17 protein-coding genes and 1 other RNA gene are annotated in these 18,776 nt (G+C 66.1%); 3 read left to right on the top strand and 15 right to left on the bottom strand.

The window, feature by feature from the left end:
- Positions 1-46: 46 nt before the first annotated feature.
- From murG to rsmH, 9 genes are all read right to left on the bottom strand, one after another.
- Positions 47-1,147, bottom strand: a complete 1,101-nt coding sequence (murG, locus tag AB7290_RS09825; RefSeq protein WP_085399277.1) for an undecaprenyldiphospho-muramoylpentapeptide beta-N-acetylglucosaminyltransferase — start codon at positions 1,145-1,147, stop codon at positions 47-49.
- A gap of 177 nt (positions 1,148-1,324) precedes the next feature.
- Positions 1,325-2,476, bottom strand: coding sequence for a putative lipid II flippase FtsW (gene ftsW / locus AB7290_RS09820; protein ID WP_063981538.1), 1,152 nt, complete (start codon positions 2,474-2,476; stop codon positions 1,325-1,327).
- Between the two features lie 236 nt (positions 2,477-2,712).
- Complete coding sequence (gene murD, locus AB7290_RS09815) at positions 2,713-4,113, bottom strand: UDP-N-acetylmuramoyl-L-alanine--D-glutamate ligase (RefSeq protein WP_085399275.1); 1,401 nt, start codon at positions 4,111-4,113, stop codon at positions 2,713-2,715.
- Between the two features lie 7 nt (positions 4,114-4,120).
- Positions 4,121-5,224, bottom strand: coding sequence for a phospho-N-acetylmuramoyl-pentapeptide-transferase (gene mraY / locus AB7290_RS09810; RefSeq protein ID WP_014492955.1), 1,104 nt, complete (start codon positions 5,222-5,224; stop codon positions 4,121-4,123).
- A gap of 160 nt (positions 5,225-5,384) precedes the next feature.
- Complete coding sequence (locus AB7290_RS09805; protein ID WP_085399274.1) at positions 5,385-6,764, bottom strand: UDP-N-acetylmuramoyl-tripeptide--D-alanyl-D-alanine ligase; 1,380 nt, start codon at positions 6,762-6,764, stop codon at positions 5,385-5,387.
- Positions 6,761-8,233: a UDP-N-acetylmuramoyl-L-alanyl-D-glutamate--2,6-diaminopimelate ligase gene (locus AB7290_RS09800; RefSeq protein WP_085399273.1), complete on the bottom strand. Its 1,473-nt coding sequence runs from the start codon at positions 8,231-8,233 to the stop codon at positions 6,761-6,763. The genes AB7290_RS09805 and AB7290_RS09800 overlap by 4 nt, the downstream gene beginning before the upstream one ends.
- A gap of 84 nt (positions 8,234-8,317) precedes the next feature.
- Positions 8,318-10,072, bottom strand: a complete 1,755-nt coding sequence (locus tag AB7290_RS09795; RefSeq protein WP_071910386.1) for a peptidoglycan D,D-transpeptidase FtsI family protein — start codon at positions 10,070-10,072, stop codon at positions 8,318-8,320.
- Positions 10,069-10,461 (bottom strand): cell division protein FtsL, encoded by a 393-nt coding sequence (gene ftsL, locus AB7290_RS09790; RefSeq protein ID WP_014492951.1) that lies wholly within the window; start codon positions 10,459-10,461, stop codon positions 10,069-10,071. The genes AB7290_RS09795 and ftsL overlap by 4 nt, the downstream gene beginning before the upstream one ends.
- Before the next feature lie 3 nt (positions 10,462-10,464).
- Positions 10,465-11,454, bottom strand: coding sequence for a 16S rRNA (cytosine(1402)-N(4))-methyltransferase RsmH (gene rsmH / locus AB7290_RS09785; RefSeq protein WP_085399272.1), 990 nt, complete (start codon positions 11,452-11,454; stop codon positions 10,465-10,467).
- Positions 11,455-11,884: 430 nt separating this feature from the next.
- Here rsmH and AB7290_RS09780 point away from each other — a divergent pair, with 430 nt between their 5' ends.
- A complete protein-coding gene (locus tag AB7290_RS09780; RefSeq protein WP_193560871.1) occupies positions 11,885-12,748 on the top strand; it encodes an N-acetylmuramoyl-L-alanine amidase in 864 nt (287 codons plus the stop codon).
- 119 nt (positions 12,749-12,867) lie between these two features.
- On the opposite strand, the gene AB7290_RS09775 is transcribed toward AB7290_RS09780, so the two are convergent.
- The 3 genes from AB7290_RS09775 to AB7290_RS09765 form a co-directional block, all read right to left on the bottom strand.
- Positions 12,868-14,103 carry an RNA polymerase sigma factor gene (locus AB7290_RS09775; RefSeq protein WP_135214110.1) on the bottom strand — a complete coding sequence of 412 codons (1,236 nt, stop codon included), beginning with the start codon at positions 14,101-14,103 and terminating at the stop codon, positions 12,868-12,870.
- Positions 14,100-14,450 carry a YciI family protein gene (locus AB7290_RS09770; RefSeq protein ID WP_063981533.1) on the bottom strand — a complete coding sequence of 117 codons (351 nt, stop codon included), beginning with the start codon at positions 14,448-14,450 and terminating at the stop codon, positions 14,100-14,102. Before AB7290_RS09770 ends, AB7290_RS09775 begins: the two co-directional genes overlap by 4 nt.
- Before the next feature lie 100 nt (positions 14,451-14,550).
- Positions 14,551-14,901 (bottom strand): YciI family protein, encoded by a 351-nt coding sequence (locus AB7290_RS09765; RefSeq protein WP_063981532.1) that lies wholly within the window; start codon positions 14,899-14,901, stop codon positions 14,551-14,553.
- Between the two features lie 149 nt (positions 14,902-15,050).
- Here AB7290_RS09765 and rnpB point away from each other — a divergent pair.
- Positions 15,051-15,530, top strand: an RNA gene (gene rnpB / locus AB7290_RS09760) — RNase P RNA component class A.
- Between the two features lie 167 nt (positions 15,531-15,697).
- Here the strand turns inward: rnpB and AB7290_RS09755 are convergent.
- Both AB7290_RS09755 and AB7290_RS09750 read right to left on the bottom strand, forming a co-directional pair.
- Positions 15,698-16,411, bottom strand: coding sequence for an alpha/beta fold hydrolase (locus AB7290_RS09755; RefSeq protein ID WP_085399286.1), 714 nt, complete (start codon positions 16,409-16,411; stop codon positions 15,698-15,700).
- A gap of 72 nt (positions 16,412-16,483) precedes the next feature.
- Complete coding sequence (locus tag AB7290_RS09750; RefSeq protein ID WP_071910384.1) at positions 16,484-16,942, bottom strand: DUF983 domain-containing protein; 459 nt, start codon at positions 16,940-16,942, stop codon at positions 16,484-16,486.
- A 49-nt stretch (positions 16,943-16,991) separates the two neighbouring features.
- Between AB7290_RS09750 and AB7290_RS09745 the strand changes: the two genes are divergently transcribed.
- Positions 16,992-18,362, top strand: coding sequence for an aminotransferase-like domain-containing protein (locus tag AB7290_RS09745; RefSeq protein ID WP_167767958.1), 1,371 nt, complete (start codon positions 16,992-16,994; stop codon positions 18,360-18,362).
- 7 nt (positions 18,363-18,369) lie between these two features.
- Here AB7290_RS09745 and AB7290_RS09740 read toward each other — a convergent pair whose 3' ends face one another.
- The gene (locus AB7290_RS09740; RefSeq protein ID WP_085399270.1) at positions 18,370-18,630 is read right to left on the bottom strand and encodes a hypothetical protein; all 261 of its coding nucleotides are present in this window, start codon (positions 18,628-18,630) and stop codon (positions 18,370-18,372) included.
- Positions 18,631-18,776: the final 146 nt, after the last annotated feature.

The following is an 18,776-nucleotide window of genomic DNA, read 5'->3' as shown; positions in this document are numbered from 1 at the left end:
TACTGGATGCCCCGCTTTGGAAGGCCAAGACAAGGGCTTTTTCGCGTCAGATTCCCGCGACTTTGACCACCAGATCGGCCAACCGTTCGGCCGCATCGAGCCGCCCCGCCCCCTTCGCGGCTGCGGCCATGGAGGCAAGACGCGCGGGCTCGGCGGCGAAGGCGGAGATCTCGGCGGCGAGCCGGTCGGAGGTGAACTCGGTCTGCGGGATACGGATCGCGCCGTCGACCTTGGCCAGCACGCCGGCATTGGCGAACTGGTCCTGGTCGATCGAGCCGGGCAGCGGCACCAGGATCGAGGGCCGTCCGATCGCGGCGAGTTCGGCGACCGTGCCGGCGCCGGAGCGCGACACCACCAGATGGTTGGAGGCGAGCCGCGCCGGCAGATCGGTGAAGAACGGCGCGAGCCCGGCATTGATCTTGAGCTTGTCGTAGACCGCGCGCACGCGCGCCATGTCCTCGTCGCGCACCTGCTGGGTGAGGACGAGCCGGCTCCACAGCGCAGGCTCAAGGCGCTCGATCGCACCCGGGACGATGTCGGCCATGATGCGCGCGCCCTGGCTGCCGCCGACGACGAGCAGGCGCAGCGGTCCGTTCGCTTCAGGCGCGACATAGGGCACGGCGGCTGCGGCGAGGATCGCCGGACGCATCGGCGTGCCCACGGTTGTGGTCTTGCCTGCCAGCGCCGGATCGCGGTCGAGCACGCCGGGCAAGGACGTCGCGATGGCGCGGACGCGGCTCGACAGGAACCGGTTGGCGCGGCCGAGCACCGCATTGGCGTCGTGGATGATGCTAGGCACGCCCGCAAATTTCGCGGCGACCAGCGGCGGCAGCGTCGGATAGCCGCCGAAGCCGACGACGGCGACGGGCTTCAATCGCCTGATCAGGCCGTAGGCGGACAGCGTGCCTGCGGCGAGCGTGAGGCCGGCATAGGCGAGCTGCAATGGATTGCGGCCACGCGCGGTCTCGCTCGAGACGACGTCGATCATGTCCTTGCTGAACAGCCCGCTATAGCGCAGGGCCCGCTCGTCTGTGACGAGGCGGACGCGAAAGCCGCGCCGGATCAGCTCGACACCGAGCGCCTCGGCCGGAAACAAATGGCCGCCAGTGCCGCCCGCGGCGAGAAGAATCAGGGGGGAAGTGTCCATGGTAGCGGTATTTACAGGGAAAAAGCGCCTATTGCGAGCCGTGCTCGTGCCCCGGGCGCAGCGCAGCGCGCCGCACTTCGCGGCGTGGTGCGCTGCTGAACCGGGGCCCATGGGTGCGGCATTCTGGGTCCCGGCTCTGCGCTCCGCTTCGCTACGCTTGTCCGGGACACGAGAGGGTCACGCGTAACTGCGCATCGCCTCGGCGTGGCCGCTCGCCTCAACTTCAGTCCGCGGGCGCAGCCGCGTCAGCGCCAGCATCATGCCGACACCATAGGCCAGCGACACGATCGAGGAGCCACCATAGGAGATGAAGGGCAGCGTCATGCCCTTGGCGGGGATGAGCTGGAGGTTGACCGACATGTTGATCGCGGCCTGCACGCCGAACAGGATCGCAAGGCCGGACGCCGCAAAGCGCGAGAACATGTCCTCATTGGCGTAGGCGCGCGACAGCGTGCGGATCACGACGAAAGCGAACAGCGCCAGCATCGCGAGGCACAGGATGATGCCGAATTCCTCGGCGGCAACCGCGAACACGAAGTCGGTATGACTGTCCGGCAGGCTGCGCTTGGCGATGCCCTCGCCCGGCCCGAGCCCGAACCATCCGCCGTTGTAGAAAGCTTCCATGGCGGTATCGACCTGGAAGGTGTCGCCGGAAGCCGGATTCATGAAACGCTTGATGCGGCCGGCGACGTGCGGGACGAACAGATAAGCGCTGAACAGACCGGCAGCGGCGGCGCCCGCCAGGCCGAACACCCAGATCATGCGCATGCCCGCGATGAAGAACAGCGAGCCCCACACCATCAGGATCAGCATGGTCTGACCGAAATCGGGCTCCATCACCAGCAGCGAGACCAGCATCAAGAGCAGCACCAGCGCCATCGAGGTCGCCGGCATCTCCGGCCGCCTGGTCGATTCCGCGAACAGCCAGGCGGCGATGACGACGAACGACGGCTTTGCAACTTCGGAGGCCTGGATGTTGACGCCGAGCAGCGTGATCCAGCGCCGCGATCCCTTCACTTCGGGGCCGATCGCGAGCGTCAGCACGATCAGGATGATGCTGGCCGCGAAGATGATCAGGGCCGAGCGGCGGATCGCGCGCGGCGTCAGGAAGGACACCCCGAGCAGCACCAGGCAGGACGGCGCCAGGAACATCACGTGCCGGCTGAAGAAGTGGAACGGATCGAGCCCGATGCGGGTCGCGACCGGCGGGCTCGCCGCCAGCGACAGGATCACGCCGGTGAGCATCAGCGCCAGGATGGCGCCCATCAGCGGCTTGTCGACGGTCCACCACCACTCGGAAAAGGGGGTGCGTTCTTCACGGGAGAGCATGGGCGGCCGCTTTCGGACAGAGGTCGGTCCATTGGTCGCCGAGGTTGGTTACCGGGGGGTTAAGGAAACGCGGATGTTTGGAGATAGGAGCGAGCGCCGACCTCACATGCTCGTCATGCCCCGGCTTGACCGGGGCATCCAGTACGCCGTGGCCTCCCGGCTCAAGCACCGCCTCTGGGATACTGGGTCGCCCGGTCAAGCCGGGCGACGACAGCGGAGCAAGGAGTAGCCGCGCCCTACACCACCGGCTTCACACCCGGCAGCGCCTGTACCAGCTCGCGGAACTTGGTGCCGCGGATCTCGAAATTGCGGTACTGGTCGAAGGACGCGCAGGCGGGTGACAGCAGCACCACTGCATCCGCGAGGCCCGAGGCTTCGGCATCGCGCGCGGCGTGCTCGACGGCGATGTCCAGCGTCTGGCTGATCTCGTGCGCCACCTGCGTGCCCAGCGTTCCCGAAAACTCCTGCGCGGCCTCGCCGATCAGATAGGCCTTGCGGATGCGTGGGAAGAAGCCGGTCAGGCCAGTGATGCCACCCGCCTTGGGCTTGCCGCCGGCGATCCAGAAGATTTCCGAAAAGGACGACAGCGCATGCGCCGTGGCATCCGCATTGGTGCCCTTGGAGTCGTTGACGAACAGCACGTTGCCGCGGCGGCCGACCTGCTCCATGCGATGCGCGAGGCCGGGAAAGCTGCGCAGGCCGTTCTGCAGCACATCGAGGCTGATGCCCATCGCGAGCGCGGCGGCGGCGGCGCAGGCCGCGTTCTGCGCGTTGTGCTGGCCGCGCAGCGAGCCGATGCCGCCGAGCTTTGCGACCTCGCTCCGCGCGCCGCCCGCGGTGCGCACGATGGTGCCGTGCTCGACATGGATGCCGGAGGCCAGCGGGTTCTTGACGGAGATCCGCACCACGTTCTTGCCGGCACGGTCGAGCCGGTCGGCGATGTCGCGGCAGAAGCCATCGTCGACGCCGACGATCGAGGTGCCACCCGCCTGCACGCCGGCGACGAGACGCTCCTTCACCGCAGCGTAATGCGCGAGGGTGCCGTGACGGTCGATGTGGTCCTCGCTGACATTGAGCAGGATGCCGACGGAGGGATCGAGCGAGGGCGTGAGGTCGATCTGGTAGGACGACATCTCGATGACATGGACGCGGCCCGTGCGCGGCGGCTCCAGCGACAGGATCGCGGTGCCGATATTGCCGCCCATCTGGGTGTCGTAGCCGGCGACCTTTGTGAGATGCGCAATCAGCGCCGTCGTGGTCGACTTGCCGTTGGTGCCGGTGATCGCGACGAATGGCGCGTTCGGCGCGTGCCGCCGCCGCTCGCGGCAGAACAGCTCGATATCGCCGATCACCTCGCAGCCGGCCTCGCGCGCCTTCAGCACGCTCCAGTGCGGCACCGGATGCGTCAGCGGCACGCCGGGCGCGAGCACGAGGGCTGCGAAATTCGCCCAGGAGACGTTGCGCAAATCGGCGGTGACGAAACCCGCTTGCGCGGCCTTGGCGACGTTCTCGGCACTGTCGTCGGCGGCAATCACCTCAGCGCCGCCCGCTTTCAACGCGTGACAGGACGCAAGCCCCGAGCCGCCGAGGCCGAACACCGCGACCGTCTTGCCGGCGAAGGATGTGACCGGGATCATCGATCGATCACCGCAGCTTCAGCGTCGACAAGCCGGCGAGCGCCAGCATCACCGAGATGATCCAGAACCGGATCACGATCTGCGGTTCGGTCCAGCCGAGCTGCTCGAAATGGTGATGGATCGGCGCCATCCGGAAGATGCGTTTGCCGGTGAGCTTGAACGACACCACCTGCACGATGACGGAAACCGCTTCCAGCACGAACAGGCCGCCGATCACCGCGAGCACGATCTCGTGCTTCACCGCGACCGCGATTGCGCCGAGCATGCCGCCGAGCGCGAGCGAGCCGGTGTCGCCCATGAAGATCGAGGCCGGCGGCGCGTTGAACCAGAGGAACCCGAGACCGGCGCCCAGCAGCGCGCCGCAGAGCACCGCGAGTTCGCCGGTTCCCGCGACATATTTGATCTGGAGATAGTCGGCGAACACCGCGTTGCCGGCGAGATAGGCGATCATCGCAAAGCTCGCGGTCGCGATCATCACGGGAACGATGGCAAGACCGTCGAGACCGTCGGTGAGGTTCACCGCGTTGCCGGCGCCGACGATGACGAAGGCGCCGAACACGACGAAGAACCAGCCGAAATGCAGCACGGTGTCCTTGAGGAAGGGAATCGTCAGCGCGGTCGACGCGGGATCGCGGTTCAACCGCACCAGCGCATAGCAGGCGACCAGCGCGATGGCTGCCTCGATCAGCAGGCGCAGCTTGCTGCCGAAGCCCGTCGTGGTCTGCTTGGTCACCTTGAGGTAATCGTCATAGAAACCGACGAAGCCGAAGCCGAGCGTCACCGCCAGCACGATCCAGACATAGGGGTTGAGCGGATTGGCCCACAGCACGGTGCCGACCGTGAGGCCGGACAGGATCATCAGCCCGCCCATGGTGGGCGTGCCTTTCTTGGCGAGATGCGATTGCGGGCCGTCGGTCCGGATCGGCTGGCCCTTGCCCTGACGGATGCGCAGATGGTCGATGATCCAGGGCCCGAACAGGAACACGAACAGCGCGCCGGTGACGACGGCGCCGCCGGTGCGGAAGGTGATGTAGCGGAAGACGTTCAGGAAGGTGCGAACGGCACCGAAGCCGGGAAATGTGTTGGAGAGCTCGATCAGCCAGTAAAACATTCAGACGGTCCTATGGCGCCTTTGCACGCGGCCTTGGTGTTGGCCTTGACTTGCCTCACGCGCATTCGCGGGTCTTCTTCATGGGTCGGGCGACCTCTGGGAAAACGGACGGCTTCGCGCCGCAAAGGGTGGGATTCGGGAACAGCGCCTTCCAAGCAGTTTACGCCTTTGCCTGCAAGGCGGCCACTAGGCCCGGCACAAACTTGTTGACCCAGAACATCTTCTTGCTGCCCTTGACAACCACGACATCGCCTGCCCTCAGCAGATTTGCGACCTCGCCCGGCTTCAGCGTGACGGGGTCGTCGTGCCAGCCCAGGCCCTTGCCCGCCGGCAACACCTCGTAGAGATGGCGCATCAAGGGACCTACGCAGTAAACGCCGTCGATGCCGTCGAGATGCTTGGCGAGGGCCGTATGGTAGCTTGGTGCGTCATCGCCCAGTTCCAGCATGTCGCCGAGCACCGCAATGCGACGGCCGCCGGTCACGTTGCGCGCCTGGAGGCTTTGCAGTGCAGCAGCCACGCTGGCCGGATTGCCGTTGAAACTGTCGTCGATCACGGTGACGCCGCCAATCGCCTGCTCGACGCCGCGGCCGGTCATGATGCCGACCCGGTCGAGCTTGATCGCGAGCGTCGCCGCATCGAGGTTCGCGGCGCGGATCGAAGCGAGCGCCGCAAGCGCATTCTGCACGCGGTGCGGTGCGCCCGGCGTCAGGCTGAAGGCGATCTCCTTCTTGCCGAGCGCGGCCACGACCTGCCAGCTCTCGCCATGCGGCGCGTGCGCGACCTCGTGCACCTCGGTTTTCTCGCCGAACCGTACGACCTTGCCCTTCCAGTCCGGCGCCTTGATCCCGGCAGGCAGCACCAGCACGCCATCCTCGGGCAGGCCGAGCGCGATCGACACCTTCTCGCGCCTGATGGCTTCGAGCGAGCCGAGCTTTTCCAGATGCACCGGCTGAACGTTGACGACGAGCGCGACGGTCGGCCGCGTCAGCTCGCTGAGCCGCGCGATCTCGCCGGTCTGGTTCATGCCCATCTCGACGACCCAGAGGCTGGCGTCAGGCCTCGCATTGCACAGCGTCAGCGGCACGCCCCAGAAATTGTTGAAGCTCGATGGGCTGGCATAGGCGCCGGGGTAGGCTGCAAGGAATTCCTTGGTGCTGGTCTTGCCCGCGCTGCCGGTGAGTCCGATCACCGGTCCGTTGAAACGGGCGCGTGCGGCGCGTGCGAGGCCCCAGAGACCATCGATCAGCGTGTCCTTGACGACGATCTGGGGAATGCGGATGCCGGCGATCTCATGCGGCACGATCATCGCGACCGCGCCCGATGCTTCCGCCTTGTCGGCGAACTCCCAGCCGTCGCGCGCGCTGGCGAAGGCCGAGATAAAGCCGCCGCTCGGCGTACCGCTGAGCGCGACGAACAGGCAGCCCGGCTTCACCAGGCGGCTGTCCTGGGTGACGAAGTCGATCGGCGTGTCCGGAAATGATCCCGCAGCGCCCAGCGCACGCGCCACTTCGGCAACCGTCCATATTGGCGCGCTCATGCATCCCTCGACGCTAATGCGGCGGCGACCGCCTCGTGATCACTGAAGGGCAGCACCTCGCCGCCGACGATCTGTCCGGTCTCGTGGCCCTTGCCGGCGACGAGCAGCGCATCGCCGTCTTCCAACTCCTCGATCGCGGTGCGGATCGCCGCGGCACGGTCGCCGATTTCGCGGGCACCTTTTGCAGTCGCGAGGATTTCGGCGCGAATGGCTTCCGGCTTCTCGCTGCGCGGATTGTCGTCGGTGATGATGACGCGGTCGGCGTTCTCGGCCGCGATCTCGCCCATGATCGGGCGCTTGCCGGCATCGCGATCGCCGCCCGCGCCGAACACGACGACCAGCCGGCGTTTTGCGTAAGGCCGCAAAGCCTGCAACGCCTTCTCCAACGCGTCGGGCTTGTGGGCGTAGTCGACGAAGATCGGCGCACCGTTGCGCTCGCCGACGCGCTCGAGCCGACCCTTGGCGCCTTCGAGATGTTCGAGGCTCGCAAACACGTTGGCCGGATCGCTGCCGGTGCCGATCGCCAGACCGGCCGACACCAGTGCGTTCTCGATCTGGAATTCGCCGGCCAGCGGCAGCCGGACCGCATAACGCTTGCCGCGATGTTCGACGGCAAGGACTTGCGAAAAACCTTCGACCTCGGCCGCGGCGAGACGAATGCCCGCGCCTGCCCCGTCGCCGTTGCGGCCGACCGCCATCACGCGCAGGCCGTGCGACCTGGCAGCATTGATTGCTTCCGCCGAGCAATCATGGTCGGCGGAGATCACCGCCGCGCCATCCGCCGGGACCAGTTCGCGGAACAGGCGGAGTTTTGCTGCGAGATAATGCGCGACGGTTGGATGGTAATCCATGTGGTCGCGCGAGAGATTGGTGAAGCCGCCGGCGGAGACACGCACGCCGTCGAGGCGGTACTGGTCGAGCCCGTGCGAGGACGCCTCGAAGGCGAGATGCGTCACGCCTTCGCGCGCGATCTCATCGAGCTGCCGGTGCAGCGCGATCGGATCCGGCGTCGTCAGCGAACCGTAGACGGTGCGCCTGGGCGAGACGAGACCGATGGTGCCGATGCTGGCGGAGGCATGCCCCAGCCGTTCCCAGATCTGGCGCGTGAACGCGGCGACCGAGGTCTTGCCGCTGGTGCCGGTCACCGCCGCGATGGTCGCCGGCTGTGCGGGGAAGAATTTGGCCGCGGCCAGCGCCAGCGCGCGGCGCGGATTGGCCACCGTGACGAACGGCACCTTGCTGCCATCAGGTGCATGGTCGCCGACGATCGCCACCGCGCCTGCTGCAATCGCGGCATCGACGAAGCGCGCGCCGTCGGTCTTGCTGCCCGCGAGCGCGAAGAAGAGATCACCTGACTTGACCATACGGCTGTCGAGCGCAACGCCGGTCACATCGAGCGCCGCGACAGCGGGCTCGATTGCGGCATCATTGCCTGGAACGTCCTGACCTAGGAGGTCGCGCAGCTTCATGGTCTTCCAGTCGACATGCCGTCCGGAAAGCCGGATCTTCGGAAAAGCCCCGACTCAGCAGCGGCGACGGCCCACCCCCGTTGATTACTGGGTTGTCCTGGATGCTGCAAGAATAAGGCGGTCGGACGGCGGTAGGTCAAACCGTGGCTCGATGCCCAGAAGCGGCGCGATCCGCTCGATCACCTTGCCGCCGGTCGGCACCGCGTTCCAGCCCGAGGTGATGAAACCATGCGTTTCGGGCAGCGCCTGCGGCTCGTCCAGCATGATCAGGATCTGATACTTTGGATTGTCGGAGGGCATGATCGCCGTGAAGGAGTTGAGCACCCGCTTCTTGGCGTAGCGGCCATTGATGACTTTCTCGGACGTACCGGTCTTGCCGCCGACATAATAGCCCTTGACGTCTGCCTGTCTCGCCGACCCGACCTCCGCATTGAGCCGCATCAGATACCGCATCTTGTCGCTGGTCTCTTGCTTGATCACGCGCTTGGCCATCGCCGCCGCTTCAGCTTCGCTTCGCTTCATGAAGGTCGGCGGAATCAAATAGCCACCGTTCATCAGCGCGTTGATGCCCATCACCGCCTGGAGCGGCGCCACCGACAGACCCTGGCCGAACGCGATGGTGACCGTGTTCAGCTCACTCCAGCGGCGCGGCACCAGCGGAGCCGCGCTCTCGGGCAGCTCGGTGCGCAGCCGCGTCAACTGGCCCATCTTGGCAAGGAACGCCTTGTGCGCCTCGACGCCCTGGCCGAGCGCGATCCGCGCAGCGCCGATGTTGGAGGAGTAATAGAACACTTCCTTGGTGTTGATGAAACGTCCGAGCGAATGACTGTCGTGGATGGTGAACTTGCCGTAGTGCAGGTTTCCGCGTGCATCCCACGACGAGTTCAAATTGATCTTTCCGGAATCGAGCGCCATTGCCAGCGTGAACGCCTTGAAGGTCGAGCCCATCTCGTAGACGCCCGTGGTCAGGCGGTTGATGCGGTCGGGGTCGTGCGCTTCCTTCGGATTGTTGGGATCGAAATCCGGAAGCGAGACCATCGCCACGATCTCGCCAGTCTTGACATTCGAGACGATGCCGGAGGCGGCCTTGGTGTGGTACTTCTCCTTGGCCTTCAAGAGCTCGTCGCGCAGCGCGTGCTCGACGCGCAGATCGACCGACAGCTCGATCGGCTTTTGCAGCCGGTCGGTAGCAAAGCCTGCGCGGTGGAGATCGGCGAGCCCTTGATTGTCGAGCCACTTCTCCATGCCGGCGATGCCCTGGTTGTCGATGTTGACGAGACCGATGAGGTGGGCGACCTCGTTGCCGGTCGGATAGACGCGCTTGTTCTCGCGCAGGAAGCCGATGCCGGGAATGCCGAGCTTGTGGATGTCCTGCTGCTGCTTCGGCGTGATCTCGCGCTTGAGCCAGACAAAACCCTTTCGCGCCGACAAGCGCTCGCGCACCTCGGCCTCGTCGAGGTCGGGCACGGTGGCGGTGAGAAGCTCGATCGCCTCGTCCTTGTCGATGATGCGGCGCGGCTCGCCGAACAGGCTCGCGGCCTTGACGTCGGTCGCGAGGATCGCGCCGTTGCGGTCGACGATGTCGGGCCGCGCGGTCGCGACCACCTCTTGCGCGGCAGCACGGCGCGCGCTGTGGGCGTCGGCACCGATCGCGAACATCACGAGCCGGCCGCCGATCAGGACGTAGACCGAGGTAAAGGCGATCATCGCGAGGCCAACGCGCGCGCGCGCCTTCGCGGCGCGGTCAACGTTGCGCCCGTAGAGCAGGCTGCGGATCAGCCGCTGCCGCCAGGGCTCGGGCGGCTTTTGAGTTGGCTTGGCCGGGGTCACAGCGCTCATTGCTTGTCCTCGGGTTGAGGCACGGAGCCCGTCACCGTATCCGGATCGCTCGCGGCTTCGATGGTGTTGAGCATGGCCCCGATCGGATCCGGCTCGCCCGGCCTGAACATCCGCGGCGGACGCTCCGGCAGGTTCTTCAGCGAGTCATATTGCGTACCGTTGACCGGCTTGAGCGGCAGATGCCGGTCGGACAGGCCCTGCAGGCGCAAGGGCGCATCGAGCTTGGCCCATTCGGAGCGCAGCGCCGCGATCGCATCGCGCTGCTCGCGGATCTCCGCATGCAGCCGCAGCACCTTTTCGGTGCGCGCCGTGGAGTCCATCTTGATCCGGTAGACGTAGGCCGCCGCGAAGATCAGCGCGCCGATGACGAGGAGGTGGATGAAGCGCATGCGCTAGCCGCCCCTCATCACGTCGGAGAGCTTTGGCCAGGACGAGGTCTCGCCGTCGTCGTGCGCGGGCGCATCGGTACGTTCAGCGGCGCGCAGCTTTGCGGAACGCGCGCGCGGATTATGCGCGACTTCCTCCTCACCCGCGATCACCGGCCGCCGGGTCAGCAGCTGGAAGCTCGGCGCGGTTTGCGCCACTTCCGGCAGATGCCGCGAACCGCCGCCTGTCTTGCTACGCTCGGAGAGGAAATTCTTGACGATGCGGTCTTCCAGCGAATGGAACGAGACCACCACGAGGCGGCCGTCCGGCCTGAGCACGCGCTCGGCCGCAGCGAGCGCGGTCTGGAGTTCCTCGAGCTCTTCGTTGACGAAGATGCGCAGGGCCTGGAACGTTCGCGTCGCCGGATGAATATCGCCGGGTTTCGAGCGCACGACCCTGCCGACGAGATCGGCGAGCGCGCGCGTTGTCGTGAACGGCGTCTCCTGCCGGTCGGCGACGATGGCGCGGGCGATGCGGCGCGACTGCCGCTCCTCACCAAAGAGATAGATGATGTCGGCGAGATCGCTTTCCGAGGCGCGCGCGACGATGTCGGCCGCCGTCGGCCCCGCCTGCCCCATCCGCATGTCGAGCGGACCGTCGAGACGGAAGGAGAAGCCGCGGCCGGCCTGGTCGAGCTGCATCGAGGAGACCCCGACATCCATCACGACGCCGTCGACGGCATCGACGCCCTGCGCCGCACAGACCTCGGCGAGATTGGAGAAGCGGTCCTCGACCAGCGTCAGCCGGCCCGCGGAGCGTTCGACCAACTCAGCCCCGCCGGCGATCGCCGTGCGGTCGCGATCGATCGCAATCAGCCGGGTTCCCGGCACGTCGAGGATGGCGCGGCTGTAGCCGCCGGCGCCGAAGGTGGCGTCGACATAGATCCCGCCCGCGCGCGGCGCGAGATGATCGACCGCCTCGCGGCCAAGAACGGGGATGTGCGGAACCGAACTCATGCGCCACACCCGCAGAGCGTCCTTGCGAGATCTGGGACGAGCGAGTCCATTACGCCTCGAATAATTCCGCGTCGCGGCGGTTCCACGACCCAACCCTCGTCCAGCATGGTTACCGAGCCCGGTCATCCCGGGCCGCAAACCCAGTGTTCCCAGTGGAATTTGTCGGGCAGCCATGGGATTTCGAGCCAAAATACGCTTTGGCCGCCTCCGGACGCGGGTCGGCTCTTCAATCCTCAGTAACGGCCCTTAGCGTTAAGAAAGCGTTGATCGGCTTGTTACAAGTCGAAAAGGTGACGCGTCGGTGATGCTCCATCCACACACATGCGCCAAAATGCATCCATTAACCGCGCCGCGCGATTGCGCGCGGCGGAGGGTAAAGGAATAGTAAAGAGAAGGGCTTGGCCCACTCTCTGTCCGACTTGAGCTGTCTATGTCGTCCGGTCCTTCCACGCCGTCTGGATCTGATTCGAAACGTCAACGCGTTCTCCCGGTTCCCAAGGCCGCGGCGAACACGCGGACGTTCGAGCCGGATTCCTCGATCGTCTCCGACATCATCCCTTCGCCGAACCATGGCGACCGCAACAAGGGACGGCAGCCGGATATGATCCTGCTGCACTACACCGGCATGCCCGACGTCGAGGGCGCGCTGGCGCGGCTGTGCACGGCGGGCACCGAAGTGTCGGCGCATTACGTCGTGCTGGAGGACGGCCGCATCGTGCAATGCGTGCCCGAGGCCAAGCGCGCCTGGCACGCGGGCGTCTCGTCCTGGGCCGGCGAGGACGACATCAACTCCTGCTCGATCGGCATCGAGATCATCAATCGCGGCCATGACTGGGGCTATCCGGAATATCCGTCGCGCCAGATCGCCGCCGTGATCACGTTGTGCCGCGGCATCATGCTTCGCCGCAACGTCGCCGCGCACCGGGTGCTCGGCCATTCCGACGTCGCGCCGGCGCGCAAGAAGGATCCCGGCGAGAAATTTCCGTGGCATTCGCTGGCCAATTCCGGCGTCGGACACTGGGTGACGCCCGCGCCGGTCGTGCGCGGCGAGAGCCTGATGCTCGGCACCATCAGCGACGAGGTGCTGAGCCTGCAGCAGGCGCTCGCCCGATACGGCTACGGCGTGCCGCTCACCGGCAAATACGACGCCGCGACGATGGAAGTCGTCACCGCCTTCCAGCGCCATTTCCGCCCGGCGCGGCTCGATGGTGTCGCGGATCACTCGACGCTGTCGACATTGCAGGCGTTGCTCGCAAGCCTGCCGACGGATGCGACGGCAGTCGCGGCGAAGTAACGGCGCAAGCCACACACTCCGGTCATTGCGAGCGCAGCGAAGCAATCCAGACTGCCTCCGCGGAAAGAGTCTGGATTGCTTCGTCGCTTCGCTCCTCGCAATGACGGAATGCGTGGCGACTACTCCATCTCCCGCATCCGTCGCGCATAGAGCCGCCGCAACGGCTCCAGCTGCGTCGCCGCCGTCGCGGCGACATACGCCTCGCGCGCTTCGTCCTTGCGCCCAAGCCGTCGCAACAGATCCGCGCGCACCGCAGGCAACAGCTCGTAGCCGCCAAGCCCGCCGCGCGCGGTGATCGCGTCGACGAGATCGAGCGCGCGCGCCGGGCCGTCGACCATCGAGACTGCGGCGGCGTGGTTAAGCTCGATCACCGGCGACGGATTGATGCGCAAGAGCACTTCGTAGAGGCCAGCGATCTGCGGCCAGTCGGTCTGCTCGTAGCTCGGCGCACGGGCATGCAGCGCGGCGATCGCGGCCTGCACAGCATAGGGCTGCGGGCGGCCAGGCACGCGGAGCGCGTCGTCCACGAGACGCAGACCTTCCTCGATCTGCACACAATTCCAGAGCGAACGATCCTGCTCTTCCAGCAGAACGACGTCGCCGGCTGTGGTCTCGCGCCCGGCACGGCGCGCATCGTGCAGTAACATCAAGGCGAGCAGGCCTTTGATCCCGGCGCGATCCGGCATCAGCCGGTCGAGCAACCGGCCGAGCCTGATCGCTTCGACCGCGAGATCGGGCCGCATCAAATCCGCGCCCGAGGTCGCAACATAGCCTTCGGTGAAGACGAGATAGATCACGGCGAGCACGCCGTTGAGCCGCGGCGCAAGCGCGGCGTGCTCGGGCACTTCATAAGGAATGCCGGCGAGCCTGATCTTCTGCTTGGCGCGGACGAGGCGCTGCGCCATCGCATCCTCGCCGACGAGAAAGGCGCGCGCGACCTGCGCCATGGACAGCCCGCAGACGGTGCGCAGCGTCAGCGCGACCTGGACCTCGATGGCGAAGGCTGGATGGCAGCACGTGAAGATCAGCCGCAGCATATCGTCATCGAGCGTTGCTGGCGGCTCGTCGCGCGCCTGCGCGTTGAACTCGAGCTCATGCACGAGCGCCCGCTGCTTGCCGCGGAACACGGCCTGCCGCCGGATGCGATCGATCGCCTTGTTGCGACCGACATTGACCAGCCAGGCGCGCGGATTATCGGGCACCTCGCCCGCCGACCAGCGCTCCAGCGCGACCGCGAAGGCATCCTGGAGCGCGTCCTCGGCGAGATCGAAATCGCCGACGAGGCGGATCAGCGTGGCAAGCACCCGCCCCGCCTCGTCGCGAAAAATCCGAGCGATGTCGGCAGGACAGATCACTTGTAGATCATGACCGGCCTGACTTCGATGGATCCCTCTTTGGCCTCGGGAATCCGAGCAGCCAGTCCGACGGCGGTGTCCAGATCCTTGGCCTCGACCAGATAGTAGCCGGCGAGTTGCTCGCGAGTCTCCGCGAAGGGACCGTCGGTCGTCAGGGTCTTGCCCTCGCGCACGCGCACGGTGGTCGCCGTCGTGGTCGGCTGAAGCCCGTCGCCGGCCTTGAAATGGCCGCTCTGGACGATGGACTGCGTGTAAGTGCCGTACTCCGCCGACAGCGCCTGACGGTCCGCGGGGGACATGTTGATCATTTTCGCTTCGTTCCGGTAGATCAGCAGTAGGTACTGCATGGCTTACTCCTGTTGTTCGGCCTGATTGCCGACATCCAGTCGAACGGGGCCAACATCAAACGACATCCTCGGGATAATTATTCGATATCAGGGGACGAGATCATTTGTAGATCATCACGGGCCTGACTTCGATCGAGCCGTCCCTGGCTCCGGGAATCCGCGCGGCCATCGCGATCGCTGCGTCGAGGTCTCTCGCCTCGACGAGATAATAGCCGCCGAGTTGCTCGCGGGTCTCGGCGAACGGACCATCGGTCGCGAGTACCTTGCCGTCGCGAACGCGAACGGTGGTCGCAGTCGAGGTCGGCTGGAGCCCGTCGCCGGCCTTGAAGTTGCCGCTCTGGACGATGGACTGGGTGTAGGCGGAATACTCCGCCAACAGCTTCTGGTAATCTGCGGGGTCCATCTTGCTCTGTTGAGCTTCGTTCCGGTAGATCAGCAGCAAATACTGCATCGCTTAACTCCTGTTGCTCGGCTGGATTGCCGGCATCCAGTCGAACCGGGCCCACGCCCAACGACATGTTCAGGATAAATTATTCGCAGCCGGCGTGCGCGGCGATCTCTGCTTGACGGAACCGTCACAAATGCCCCATGCGTAGCCGGTCAGTCGGCCGGACGGCCGCTCCGGCAGGTGCCGAAAGGCCGCCGGGGAGGAAAGTCCGGGCTCCCTTGACATACGGTGCCGGATAACGTCCGGCGGGGGCAACCCCAGGGAAAGTGCCACAGAGAACGAACCGCCCGCCGACGCCCCTTCGGGGCTCTGGCGCGGCAAGCCCTCGGGCCTGCCGTGCCGTAGCAGCGCAAGCTGCGTAGGCAGGTAAGGGTGAAAAGGTGCGGTAAGAGCGCACCGCGGCTCCGGCAACGGAGCCGGCATGGTAAACCCCACCGGGAGCAAAACCGAATAGGGACGGCGTAGCGGGCTGTTCGCGCAAGCGATAACGCCGCGGGGCGATGTCAGGCCCGCCGTCCGGGTAGGTTGCTCGAGGCCATGTGCAAACATGGTCCCAGAGGAATGGCCGTCACGTATCGTTCGCGCAAGCGGACGGTGCCTTACAGAACCCGGCTTACAGGCCGGCTGATATCTTGCAACGAGGGGTTCGATGCTGACCGCATCGAGCCCCTCACCATTTTGACCCGGCTGTCATTCCGGGGCGTGCGCAGCACGAGCCCGGAATCCATTCATCCACCGACTCTGCCGCCTGATGGATTCCGGGCTCTCGCTTCGCGAGCCCCGGAATGACGGCTGCGAACTAAGCGACAATCTCGTTCAACACGCCCATCAAAGCCTCGGGCGCCGTCACGTTCGGCGCATGACTCGCATCGAGCTCGAAATAGCGCCAGCCCTCCTCGTTCTTCGTGCGCTTCGCGAACTGCCCGAACACATCGCCCGGCGGAATGCGCCTGCAATAGATGTAGCTGCGCGGCATCGCCGGCTCGCCATGCTCGAGCTTGAGCCTCGTCTCGAAACATTTGATCGGCATGTTGATGCGGCGCGCATTGAGCCAGTCGAGATCGGCCTGCGGCGTATCCGGCGGCGGTGGATTCGGCGGGATGCGGTAGCCGTCGCCCGCGGCAGTCGCCTTGCGCATCGGCTCGCGGCCGCCCTCGTTGAGATCGAACAGCGACTGGCCGTCACGCGGCACGAAGGCGTCGAGATAGATCAGTTGCGTGACGCGCTCGCGCGCGCGGTCGGCAACACCGGTCGCGACCATGCCGCCATAGCTGTGGCCGAGCAGCACGATGTCGTCGAGGTCCTCGAACTTGATGACGTTGAGGATGTCCTGGATGTGCGTATCCAGATCGATCGCGGGACTGGCCAGATGCGCGCGCTCGCCAAGCCCGGTGAAGGTCGGCGCCACCAGGCGGTGGCCGGCCTGCGCCATCAGCGGATGCATCTTCTTCCAGGCCCATCCGCCGGACCATGCGCCATGACAGAGCAGAAAAGTCTTCGCGCGTGCGGCCATCGGCATTTCCATCGTTCTTGTTTCTACGATGGAGTGTAGCCGCCGCGCGCGCGATGTAAACGCTGCGGCCCCTCAGGCCGCGCGGGTGTTCACCTTCACGAGGACGGGCGCGACGGCCTCGCGGCGCAGCTTGCCCGCCTCAAAACCATGCATGCCGATCTGCCATTGCAGGCCGACGATGGCGCCCTTGGTCGGTTGCAGCAGCGCGAGCGAAGCGAACAGCGTTACCGGCAACCACACGGCCAGTTGCAGCCAGACCGCCGGCGCGTAGGCCGTCTCGACCGCGAGGATCGCCGGCACCACGAGATGGCCGACTACGACCATCACCAGATAAGCCGGGAAGTCATCGGCGCGCTGGTGAAACAGCTCCTCGCCGCAATGGTCGCAGCTGTCGGCCACTTTCAGGAAGCGCCCGAACATATGTCCTTCGCCGCAGTTCGGGCACTTGCCCAAGAAGCCGCGCCACATCGCCTTCGTGAGAGAGACTGAACCGGTTGCCATGACAGCACCTCTTCCTTTTCGCTGATCCATACAATAATATCTTGTATCCATACATTCAAAGGATATGGGCCTAAATTGCATGGATTGGACCCCTACAATCTCGGAGCTGAGCGGGCCGCGCTACCAGCGCATCGTCGAGGCCATGGAGGCCGACATCGCCGCGGGCCGGCTGGTGCGCGGCCAGCAGCTGCCGACGCAGCGCGCGCTGGCGAAGGCCCTCGGCATCGACCTCACCACGGTGACGCGTGCCTACACCGAGGCGCGGCGCCGCGGCATCATGGAAGCCCGGGTCGGACAAGGCTCATTCGTATCCGAGACCAGCGCGCGCCGCGCGGTCGACATGCCGCACCCGGTCGCGATCGACCTCTCGATGAACGTGCCGCCGCATCCGCTCGAAGCGCAACTCGATGAGCGGATCATTGCCGGGATGGAAGCCATCCGCGCGCAATCGGGCCTGACGGCGCATCTCAACTATCAGCCGCCCGGCGGCAGCGCGCATGAGCGCGAGGTCGCGGCCCGCTGGATGCGTGCACGCGTTTCGCACGCACACGCCGACAGGCTCGTGATCTTTCCCGGTACGCAGACGATCCTGTTCAACCTGCTCGCTCAGCTCGCGCGGCCCGGCGACGTCGTGCTGACGGAAGCCCTCACCTTCCCCGGCATCAAGGCCGCCGCGGCGCGGCTCGGCGTCAAGCTCGTCGGTGTCGCCATGGATGATGGCGGCATCCTGCCCGATGCGCTGGCGAAGACCTGTCGCGCGCACAGGCCGAAGGCCGTCTATCTCATTCCGACGCTGCACAATCCGACCACCGCGACGCTTTCCGCCGAGCGGCGCAACGCCATCGCAAAGATCATCAGCGATGCCGATACGGCGCTGATCGAGGACGATGCCTATGGGCTGCTCGACCGTTCGGCATCGCCGATCGCAAACCTCATTCCGGAGCGGACCTATCTCGCGACCACGCTGTCGAAATGCATCGCGCCGGCGCTGCGCGTCGCCTATCTCTTGACGCCCGACGACGCCGCGCAGCGCGACATGCGTGCCGGCCTGCAGGCCACCGTGCAGATGCCGGCGCCGCTGATGGTCGCGCTGGTGACGCATTGGATCGAGAACGGCATCGCCGATCGCATCATCACCGCCATCCGCAACGAGGCGATCGGCCGCCAGCAGCTTGCGCAGCGCGCGCTGAAAGGCATTCAATTCCTGGCCAAGCCCGCCGCCCATCATCTCTGGCTGCGGCTGCCGGAGGGCCGCCCCGACGTCGCCGCGCATCTGTTGCGGAATGGACTTGCAGTCGTCGCCGGCGACGCTTTCACCGTGGACGGAACACCGCCGCATGCCGCGCGCGTCTCGCTCGGCGCCGCGCGCAATCGATCGGAGCTGACGGAAGCGCTGCGCATCCTGGTCGGCGCGCTGCACAGGCCGGCCGACACGAGGCAGATCGTCTAGGCTCTTCTTATCGGTGGTGACGGCGGTGGCGCGGGCGAACGACCGGCGTCACGCCTGACGAATAAGCCGCATAGGCCTCGCTCGGTGCCACTGTCTCGCCACGAGCCGCGCGCGCCGCAGGCGTGAGCTGGCCGCCGTTCAGCACATCGCGGTCGGGATGGGCGGCCTGATAGGCCGCGGGTTCGGAGAACTGCGCCTGCGCCATCGTCGGCATCAGGGCCGCCGCAGACAGCAGCGCGGCTGCAACGGCAATCTTCGTGCGGGTCATGGTCGTTCTCCATCATCTCGTTCGGGGAAAGGCCAATGAGAGCGCATCATGGCGTCGGGCAGGCCCCCGGATTGAAGTATGGTCATCATGTAGGCCTGCCTTTGGCGAAAGCCCGCGGTTGGGGATCACGCTTGCGTGCGGTTTTG

Source organism: Bradyrhizobium sp. 613_E4_N2_2 (assembly GCF_052075995.1).
Taxonomy (GTDB): Bacteria; Pseudomonadota; Alphaproteobacteria; order Rhizobiales; family Xanthobacteraceae; genus Bradyrhizobium; species Bradyrhizobium barranii.
Note: the sequence above shows the minus strand (reverse complement) of the source record. Positions and strands in the feature narration are given on the sequence as shown.

Bases quoted from the DNA above. Each gene is read 5' to 3' on its own strand.
- murG (WP_085399277.1), bottom strand. From the start codon at position 1,147: ATGGACACTTCCCCCCTGATTCTTCTCGCCGCGGGCGGCACTGGCGGC.
- ftsW (WP_063981538.1), bottom strand. From the start codon at position 2,476: ATGCTCTCCCGTGAAGAACGCACCCCCTTTTCCGAGTGGTGGTGGACC.
- murD (WP_085399275.1), bottom strand. From the start codon at position 4,113: ATGATCCCGGTCACATCCTTCGCCGGCAAGACGGTCGCGGTGTTCGGC.
- mraY (WP_014492955.1), bottom strand. From the start codon at position 5,224: ATGTTTTACTGGCTGATCGAGCTCTCCAACACATTTCCCGGCTTCGGT.
- AB7290_RS09805 (WP_085399274.1), bottom strand. From the start codon at position 6,764: ATGAGCGCGCCAATATGGACGGTTGCCGAAGTGGCGCGTGCGCTGGGC.
- AB7290_RS09800 (WP_085399273.1), bottom strand. From the start codon at position 8,233: ATGAAGCTGCGCGACCTCCTAGGTCAGGACGTTCCAGGCAATGATGCC.
- AB7290_RS09795 (WP_071910386.1), bottom strand. From the start codon at position 10,072: ATGAGCGCTGTGACCCCGGCCAAGCCAACTCAAAAGCCGCCCGAGCCC.
- ftsL (WP_014492951.1), bottom strand. From the start codon at position 10,461: ATGCGCTTCATCCACCTCCTCGTCATCGGCGCGCTGATCTTCGCGGCG.
- rsmH (WP_085399272.1), bottom strand. From the start codon at position 11,454: ATGAGTTCGGTTCCGCACATCCCCGTTCTTGGCCGCGAGGCGGTCGAT.
- AB7290_RS09780 (WP_193560871.1), top strand. From the start codon at position 11,885: ATGTCGTCCGGTCCTTCCACGCCGTCTGGATCTGATTCGAAACGTCAA.
- AB7290_RS09770 (WP_063981533.1), bottom strand. From the start codon at position 14,450: ATGCAGTACCTACTGCTGATCTACCGGAACGAAGCGAAAATGATCAAC.
- AB7290_RS09765 (WP_063981532.1), bottom strand. From the start codon at position 14,901: ATGCAGTATTTGCTGCTGATCTACCGGAACGAAGCTCAACAGAGCAAG.
- AB7290_RS09755 (WP_085399286.1), bottom strand. From the start codon at position 16,411: ATGGCCGCACGCGCGAAGACTTTTCTGCTCTGTCATGGCGCATGGTCC.
- AB7290_RS09750 (WP_071910384.1), bottom strand. From the start codon at position 16,942: ATGGATCAGCGAAAAGGAAGAGGTGCTGTCATGGCAACCGGTTCAGTC.
- AB7290_RS09745 (WP_167767958.1), top strand. From the start codon at position 16,992: ATGGATTGGACCCCTACAATCTCGGAGCTGAGCGGGCCGCGCTACCAG.
- AB7290_RS09740 (WP_085399270.1), bottom strand. From the start codon at position 18,630: ATGACCCGCACGAAGATTGCCGTTGCAGCCGCGCTGCTGTCTGCGGCG.